At 66.5% G+C, this 8,108-nt stretch carries 8 protein-coding genes; all 8 read right to left on the bottom strand.

The genetic code is table 11. From position 1 onward, the window contains the following. Positions 1 to 350: 350 nt before the first annotated feature. Entirely contained in the window at positions 351 to 1,538 is a 1,188-nt protein-coding gene (locus VGL40_06320; GenBank protein ID HEY3314878.1) for an alanine--glyoxylate aminotransferase family protein, read from the bottom strand. Next, positions 1,535 to 2,743, bottom strand: coding sequence for a pseudouridine synthase (locus VGL40_06315; protein ID HEY3314877.1), 1,209 nt, complete (start codon positions 2,741 to 2,743; stop codon positions 1,535 to 1,537). Before VGL40_06315 ends, VGL40_06320 begins: the two co-directional genes overlap by 4 nt. 25 nt (positions 2,744 to 2,768) lie before the next feature. Continuing rightward, positions 2,769 to 3,230: a RidA family protein gene (locus VGL40_06310; protein ID HEY3314876.1), complete on the bottom strand. Its 462-nt coding sequence runs from the start codon at positions 3,228 to 3,230 to the stop codon at positions 2,769 to 2,771. A 139-nt stretch (positions 3,231 to 3,369) separates the two neighbouring features. Beyond that, on the bottom strand, positions 3,370 to 3,903 hold the full coding sequence (locus tag VGL40_06305; protein ID HEY3314875.1) for a nucleoside recognition domain-containing protein: 534 nt from the start codon (positions 3,901 to 3,903) through the stop codon (positions 3,370 to 3,372). A gap of 2 nt (positions 3,904 to 3,905) precedes the next feature. After that, the gene (locus VGL40_06300; protein HEY3314874.1) at positions 3,906 to 4,496 is read right to left on the bottom strand and encodes a nucleoside recognition domain-containing protein; all 591 of its coding nucleotides are present in this window, start codon (positions 4,494 to 4,496) and stop codon (positions 3,906 to 3,908) included. A 965-nt stretch (positions 4,497 to 5,461) separates the two neighbouring features. Next, complete coding sequence (gene ligD, locus VGL40_06295) at positions 5,462 to 6,367, bottom strand: non-homologous end-joining DNA ligase (GenBank protein HEY3314873.1); 906 nt, start codon at positions 6,365 to 6,367, stop codon at positions 5,462 to 5,464. A gap of 1 nt (position 6,368) precedes the next feature. After that, positions 6,369 to 7,349 (bottom strand): non-homologous end-joining DNA ligase, encoded by a 981-nt coding sequence (gene ligD / locus VGL40_06290; protein ID HEY3314872.1) that lies wholly within the window; start codon positions 7,347 to 7,349, stop codon positions 6,369 to 6,371. Further along, a partial coding sequence (locus VGL40_06285; protein ID HEY3314871.1) for a Ku protein occupies positions 7,349 to 8,108 on the bottom strand: 760 nt, incomplete at its 5' end. The genes ligD (VGL40_06290) and VGL40_06285, both read right to left, overlap by 1 nt.

Genomic DNA, 8,108 nt, shown 5'->3' with positions numbered 1-8,108 from the left:
AGCCGGCGACCAGCTTGAGGGCACAGACCCCGTAGTTCAGGACCAGTACCACCCACAAGACGCGATTGACCTGCCGATAGCGTTTGGTCACGCCCCCGGCCCGCCCGGTTCCAGTCTCCCCTGGCGCCGGCGGCGCGATGGTTGTCACGGCTGGTTCTCGTCCCGGCATGAACGATCCTCCCATTTTGGGCAAAAAAAACCCGTGGACCCCCAAAAAGGCGGTCCCACGGAGTCATCCGCTGCTTGTCGACGACCAAGCCCAGCCCCATCGGTCGATCCATCCGACGGCCTGTTCCGATAACATACTAACAGGAGCCTGATTTCCTGTCAATCAACCCGGCTCAAGCGGCTCAGCGTGACCGATAGAACTCCTCTGCGGCGGCCGTCCCGGCCCCCCGTGGGACGGCCGCGCCCCGGCCCCGCAGGATGGCTTCGAAGGCCGCCAGGAAGAGCAGCACGTTCCGCCGAGAGCTGGAGTGTCCCATCAGGCCGATCCGCCAGACCTTGCCCTTGAGCTCGCCGAGGCCGCCGCCGATCTCGATCCCGAAGGCCGCCAAGAGGTCCCGCCTCACCTGAGCCTCGTCGAGGCCGTCGGGCACGGAGACCGTCGTCAAGCTGGGAAGTCGGTGCCCGGCCTGGGCGGCCAGCTTCAGGCCCATGGCCTCGATCCCGGCTTGGAGGGCTGCCGCGTGGCGGGCGTGCCTGGCGAACCGCTGCTCCAAGCCCTCCTCATGGATCAGGCGAAGGGCTTCGCGGAGGGCGTAAACCATGTTCACCGGGGCGGTGTGGTGGTAGAAGCGCTCCTGCCCCCAGTAGTTCTGGATCATGTTCAGGTCCAGGTACCAGCTTTGAATCTTGGTCCTGCGGCCGGTGACGAGGCCCATCGCCCGGTCGTTGAAGGTCACCGGGGCAAGCCCCGGCGGGCAACTCAGGCACTTCTGCGTGCCACCGTAACAGGCGTCGATGCCCCATCGGTCGACGGCCAGTTCGACCCCACCGATGGAGGTCACTGCGTCGACCGCAATCGCGGCTCCGCGCCCGTGAGCCAAGGCGATGATCTCATCGAGGGGCTGAAGCACACCGGTCGAAGTCTCGGCCTGGACGACGGCGACCAGTTTGGCCGGCCCCTTGGCCAGCGCCGCTTCAATCTGATCGGGCTCGATGGCCCGCCCCCAGGGGACCTTGACGGCCTCGACCACGGCCCCGCAGCGGGCGGCCACGTCAGTCATCCGCTGGCCGAATAGCCCGGCCACCCCGATGACGACCCGGTCGCCCGGCTCGATCAAGTTGACCATCACCGTCTCCATCCCGGCGCTGCCCGTGCCGGACATGGGCAGGGTCAGAAGGTTGCCGGTCTGGAAGACATAACGCAACAGGTCGACGGTGTCGTTCATCACCGCCAGGAAATCCGGGTCGAGATGCCCGATGGTCGGGGCCGACAGAGCCCGGAGGACCCGCGGATCGACCTCACTCGGCCCCGGCCCCAACAATAGCCGCGGGCTGAGATTCAAATCAGAGTACATCTGGGCTTGGCTCACTTCGCCCTCGTCCCCCCTTTACTTCCGGGCCCGGCCGGGCTGGGCTTGGCCGCTGGCCGCCGCCCGACAGGTCTCGCCCCGACCGGTCGCCGCCCGGCAGGTCTCGCCCCGACCGGTCGCGGGCCGGCAGGTCTCGCCTCGCCGGTCGCCGCGGACCTGGCCGGCTGTCCGAAGGTCCGGCTCGGCTTACCGGTCCGGCCGGGCTGACCGGCCCAGCTGGACTGGACGGTCCGGCCGGGCTGACCGACCGGGCCCGCCTTGCCCGTCCGCTCTGGTCGTAAGCCCCCGGCCTTGGCCGGTCTTCCACTCCCTTTGCGGTCGATCTTCCCCGCCGCCCGATAACCGCCCGGGCCAGGCGGGACCCCTTCGTTCGGTCGCGTTCGCCGGCCCCGTTCCGGCGGGCTCCCCGGCGGGCGTCGACGCACGCCTTCATTTCCCTGGCCCGAGGCCGGCATCCGGGCGACCGGGGTCGGCTCGCCGGCGATCAGCCCCGCCGCTCTGCGCAGCGCCTCGAGCTCCGCCGGGGTGAGCGACCTCGACTGTCCGGGAGCAAGCAACCCAAGGGCGAGCGGTCCCAGCCGGGTCCGCCTCAACTCGATAACTTCATGCCCGACGGCTTCGCACATCCGGCGGACCTCTCGTTTCTTGCCTTCGTGGATGGTCAACTCAAGCAGGGCGTTGCCCCCGTGGGCCCCCAACAGCCGGACCTTGGCCGGCGAAGTGCGGCCGTCGTCGAGGTCGACCCCGGCGGTCAGGGTCTTGAGGGCCGTTCGCCCGGGATGACCCCGGACCAACGCTACGTAGGTCTTGGGAACCTCCTTCGACGGGTGGGTCAGGCCATGGGCCAGTGGGCCGTCGTTGGTCACCAGGACCAGCCCTTCGGTGTCCAGATCGAGCCGGCCGACCGGGTAGAGCCGGCTTTCGGCCCCGGGAATGAGGTCGAGAACCGTCGGGCGGTCCTGGTCGTCCCTGGCCGTCGACAGGTGACCCTTGGGTTTGTTGAGCATGTAGACCACCTTTGGCTGGCCCCCGACGACCAACCCGTCCACGGCGACCTCGTCGCGCTCCGGGTCGACGCGCGTGCCGAGTCGCTGGGTGACCTTACCGTTCACGGTGACCCGGCCGGCCACCATCATCTCTTCAGCCTTCCGTCGCGAGGCCACGCCGGCCTCGGCGATCACCTTCTGCAACCTGATCAGCGGCACACCTTCACCCCCACGACCTGAGACCTCATTCGGCGGTCTCAACGATCATCTCGACCTCGGTCGCCGTGTCCAAGGGCAGGTCGCTGCAACCCACGGCCGACCGGGAGTGCTTTCCGGCTTCCCCAAAGACCTTCATCAACAGGTCGGAGGCCCCGTTGACCACCTTTGGTTGGGCGTTGAAACCCGGGGCGCTGTTGACGAACCCGACGACCTTGACCACTCGCTTGACTCGGTCAAGGCTCCCGATGGCGTCTTTGACCGCCGCCAGGCAGTTCAGGCAACACAGTCTGGCCGCCTCCGCCCCCTGCTCGAGGGTCAACTCCCGGCCGACCTTCCCCTTGAACTTCAACTCTCCGCCGGCCAGACAAATCTGGCCGGAGACAAAGACTAGATTCCCGGTCCTCACCCACGGCACATAGGAGGCCAATGGCTTGACCACTTCCGGCAGAGCCAGTCCCATTTCCCTCAACGTTTCTTCAGCGCCCACTCTTCCACCCCCGATGGATTGACTCGTGTTATCAGCTTTTCGGCCCCCGCGGAAGGAATCCTCCCCGCCATGCCGGCCTCTGTCCACAAGATTCCCTGCTTCCAAGGCGGCATGCATCGGCCCCGGAGGCCCGAGCGGGTCAAGAGTAGAAGAGACTGGTCACGACCAAAGCCCCAATGAACCCGGCGACGTCGCCCATGAGCCCTACGGCCACCGCATAGCGCACGTTCTTGACCCCGACCGCGCCGAAGTAGACGGTCAGGACGAAAAAAGTCGTGTCCGTGCTCCCCTGGACGGCCGAACCGAGCCGTCCGACCAACGAGTCGGGACCGAAGGCGCGCATCAGGTCGGCCGTGTAAGCCAGCGAGGCCGAGCCGGACAGGGGTCGCAGGATCAACAGCGGGATGATCTCCCCCGGCAGGTGGAGGGCCTGACCCAAAGGGGCGAGGATCCTCAGAAGCCAGTCGAGGGCTCCGGAAGCCCGGAAGACGGCCAGAGCGGTGAGGATGGCGATCATGAACGGGATCGTCTTGATGGCCGTCCAGAAGCCGGCCTGGGCTCCTTCGACAAAGGCCGCGTAGACATCGACCCGGCGCAGGTAGCCGTAGAGGGGAATGCCGACGAGGAAGATCGGCAGGACCCATTTGGATCCAGCGCTTATGAGTTCAGCCACCCTCACCGCCCCCTTCGACGGCTGGCCGCCCGGAAGAGGCGGTCGGCCGTCACTGAGACCACGGCCGAGACGACCGTGGCCAAGAAGCAAGGGGCGACGACGGCCGTCGGATCGGTGGAACCGAGGGCCGCCCGCAGGGCCAGCAGCATCACGGGCACGAGGGTGATGGCCGAGGTGTTGACCGCCAGGAAGGTGCACATGGCGTCACTGGCCGTGGCCTTGTCCGGATTGAGCTTCTGGAGTTCCTCCATCGCCCTTAGACCAAACGGCGTGGCCGCGTTGCCAAGGCCGAGGAAGTTCGCGCTCATGTTCATCAAAACCATCCCGACGGCCGGCCCGTCCGGATCCAGGGTCGGAAAGAGCCAGCGGGCCAAGGGGCGCAGGGCCCGGCCGAGGCTCTGAATCAGTCCGCCCTTCTCCGCCACCTTCATCAGTCCCAGCCACAGGGACATGGCGCCGACAAAGCCGATGGCCAAGTCGACGGCCTGCTTCGTCGCATCGGTGACGGCCCCCGTGACCAGGTCGATCCGCCCGCCGGCACCGGCTACGGCCACCCCGACCACCAACATCAAGAGCCAGATGAAGTTGAGCAAAGCCCCCACCGCCTTGTGCGAATTGGGCGGCCGGGTGCTGAGCTAGTGCTTCCGGCCGGCCGTACTGAAATCTATCGCGGTGGTCGGGAGCGGAGAACCCGCCGATAGGCCGGTTTTGCGGCGAAGCGGGCGCCCATGGGAACCATCGATTGGGCATCATTCCATCAACTACCTACCCGGGCAGCCACGGACGGCGGTTAAAACGCTTGGTCAGAGGAAAGGAATATTACCGAGGTCTACAGCAGCCGAGCGAAGACTGTCGTCGGTTCTCTCCAAGGGGATCGGCGATGGTCGAGCAAAGGTCATTGCGGGCCGCTCAAGCGGCCAGGGATCCACCCTCCTGCCGGAAGCTGGGTTCCGGTGACCCGAGGGATTGCCCTGGCAACCGCTTCCCCAGCGGTCTGTAATGGCCGGCGCGAAGATCATCATGGGTTCCCAACGGGTCTGCAGTAACCCAAGCGGCTATTGCAGGCTCCACAAGGATCCATGGTGGTCGAGCCAAGATTGCTACAGGTTCGGTAGCGGTTTGCAGCGGTCGAGAGATCGCTGCAGGCTGTGAGGCGAGCGTTTCTTGGGATCTGTAGCAGTCGGGCAAAGGTTATTGTAGGTGCCGTAAGGGTTGATGGCAGCTGAAAGGTTGTCGTTAGCTCTGTAGGCACGTGCAGTAGCCGGAGCGAAGGTTGCTGTAGGCTTCCTGTTTTCATCATGAAGGGCGGGAGCGAAGGCTCCCGCTTTGGCTTCTTCAGGTGGCAGCCCGAGCTCGTCAGCGAGGGCGGCCTCGTTCACCGGCGCCGTGGGCGCGAGATCCGGAAGAGGATGGACAACCCCAGGCCGATGAGGATGAAGGGCAGAAGAACAGCCGCCGTCGGCTCAGGCGCCTAACCAGGGGATTATCCGCGCCACCCCGGTGTTCCGCCAGGGTGGGCGCGCGGGCGAAGGACGACCCGCGGCCGGCCCGCGGGTCTTCAGTGGCCGGTCCCTTCGACCAGGCCCCCCAGAGTCTGTTGGTCCATGAGGACCGGGGCGAACAGGTCGCCGACTCGGTCAAAGCGTTCGTAGACCGTGCGGATGTTGAAGTCCCTCGGGTCGAGGTGGGGCAATTCATCCCACCGAACCGGGGTCGAGACGGTGGCCTCCGGGGTCGGTCGAAGGCTGTAGGGGGCGGCGATGGTCTTCCCGAGGACGTTCTGGAGGTGATCGATGTAGACCCCCCGACGCTTGGCGACGGTCCTCTCCCGGGTGGTCAGGCCGGGGTGGTCGGCCTGAATCAAATCGGCCACCGCGGCCACGAACCGGGCCAGGTCGGGGTAGCCGTAACGGCGGACGACCGGCAGGTAGAGGTGAAGCCCGGTGGCCCCGGAGGTCTTCGGGTAGGCCCTCATCCCCAGGCGGTCGAGGATGTCCTTGATGATGTAGGCCACTCTGACCACAGCCTCGAAGGTGGCCGGCGGAGACGGGTCGAGGTCGAAGACGGCGAAGTCCGGTCGCTCGGGCTCGTCGCACCGGGAGAGCCAGGGATGGATCTCCACCGCTGCCTGATTGGCCAGCCAGGCCAGGTCGGCCGGGTCGCGGGCGAGGATGAAGGCGATGGAGCGGTCGGCCGATTTGGCGTAGAAGTCGAACGTCTCGATCCACGGAGGCGCGTAGTCGGGGCAATCCTTCTGATAGAACCACTCATCGTCGACGCCATCAGGGTAGCGGGTCAAGACCAGGGGCCGATCGCGCAGGTGTGGCAACATCAAAGGGGCGACCTTGACGTAATACTCGATCATGTCCCCCTTGGTGTACGAGGCAACCGGCCAGAGGACCTTCTGGGGATTGGTCAGGACCATCTTCCGTCCGGAGATGGTCACCACCTGTTCTTGGGCCACGCTAGCGGGCCTCCTCGAGGGTGCACTCCGAAGGTTGCTTGTCTGATCGGAGCCCACGGTAGGTCGGGTGGCGAAGGCGACCATCGGCGGTGATTTCGGTATACTCGATCTCGCAGACCAGGCGAGGATCAGCCCAGTGCGCGTTCTTCCGGATCTCCCGGGGCACCCGCCCGGCGAACGGCGAGGCCCCGGCCGGCGCCATCAGGCCGAGGAGCCGCTTGACTTCCTCGCCGTCGAACCCGGTTCCGGCATGCCCCACGTAGGTGAGGCCGAAGGCCGTGTTCACCCCGAGGATCAGGGCGCCGAAATGCCCGAAGTTGCGGCCCCGGGTGTAGCCGCAGATGACGCAATCCAGCCGTTTGACGTTCCGGACCTTGATCCAGTATGGGCTGCGCTTGCCCGGCAGATACGGGCTCAGGCGGGCCTTGGCCATCATCCCTTCCAAGTCCTTCTGGACGATGGCCTGGTAAAGGGCCTCCCCGCGCTCGGCGATCGCGTCGGAGAGAACCACCCGGTCGCCCGGACTCAGGACCCGGGCGAGCATCTCCCGCCTCTCCCAGAGTGGCCTCGGCATCAGGTCGACGCCGTCGTGGTAAAGGAGATCGAAGGCGACGAAGCAGAACGGCCCCTGGGCCCGGTGCAGCCGTCCGAAGTCCGGGCCGTCCTCGCCCCAGGCGATGATCTCCCCGTCGATGATCGCCCGCCGGCCCGATAGGTGCCTGGGTAGCACGGCCAGGTCGGGGTAGTGGGCGGTCATGTCCAGGAGGTTGCGGCTCTGCAGTCGGACCCGCCCGGTGTCGCCGGCGGTCGCCGGCGGCGGCCCGCCACCGCTCGCCCGAGCCTCGATGAAGGCCAGGCAACGATAACCGTCCCACTTCACTTCGAAGAGATGGTCCGGCGAATCGAAGGGGCGTCCCACGCTCACCGCCAGCATCGGCCGGATGGCCGAAGAGAAGAGGTCGGATTCAGGGCCGCCCGGCATCAGTGCGGGCCCGTCCCCTGCCCCGGTGGAGGTCCGGGTCCGCCGCGATGCTCCTCGGCCAATTTGACGCTCGCCCGCAAGGCCTCCATCAGGTCCATCGCTCTGGCCGCCTCGGGCTCGCGGACGGCGAAAACCTCACGCCCCTCGATCTTGGCGTGGACCATCTCCAGAAGGGCCCGGCGGTACTCGTTGTCGTACTTCCCGGGCTCGAAGGGACCGGCCAGGGTGTCGACCAGGGTCTTGGCCATTTTAACCTCGTTGTCGTTCGGCGCCGCCTCGGTCGCCAGCCCCTCGAGCTCGGCCCAGTCGCGGATCTCGTCCGGCCAGAACATCGTCTCCATGGCCAGCACCCGGTCCTGGTAAACCCGGATGGCAGCGAGGGATTCCTTGGTCCGGATGGCCACCTTGGCCACCGCCACCCGACCCGTCTCCTGCATCGTCCGCCGCAGCAGGCCATAGGCTTTCAGGCCACCCTCAGCCGGTTCGAGGAAGTAGGTCTTGTCGTAGAAGATCGGGTCGATCTCGGCCAGGTCGATGAACTCGACGATATCGACGACCTTGGTCGAAGGCACGGGGATGTGGCTGAAGTCCTCCTCTCGGAGGATGACATACTGGCCCTTGGCATACTCGTAGCCCCAGACGATCTCCTCCTGATCGACCTCCCGCTGGCAGCTCGGGCAGAACTTGCGGTACTGGACCGGGGTCTTGCACGGCTCGTGAAGGTAGTGGAACCTCAGGTCCTTGTGTTCGGTGGCCGCG

The sequence above is a fragment of the Bacillota bacterium genome (assembly GCA_036504675.1).
Classification (GTDB): Bacteria; Bacillota; Sulfobacillia; order JAJYWN01; family JAJZPE01; genus DASXUT01.
Note: the sequence above shows the minus strand (reverse complement) of the source record. Positions and strands in the feature narration are given on the sequence as shown.

Coding starts and splice junctions, on each gene's coding strand:
- ligD (HEY3314872.1), bottom strand. CDS start 7,349: ATGCCGGGCGGCCCTGAATCCGACCTCTTCTCTTCGGCCATCCGGCCG.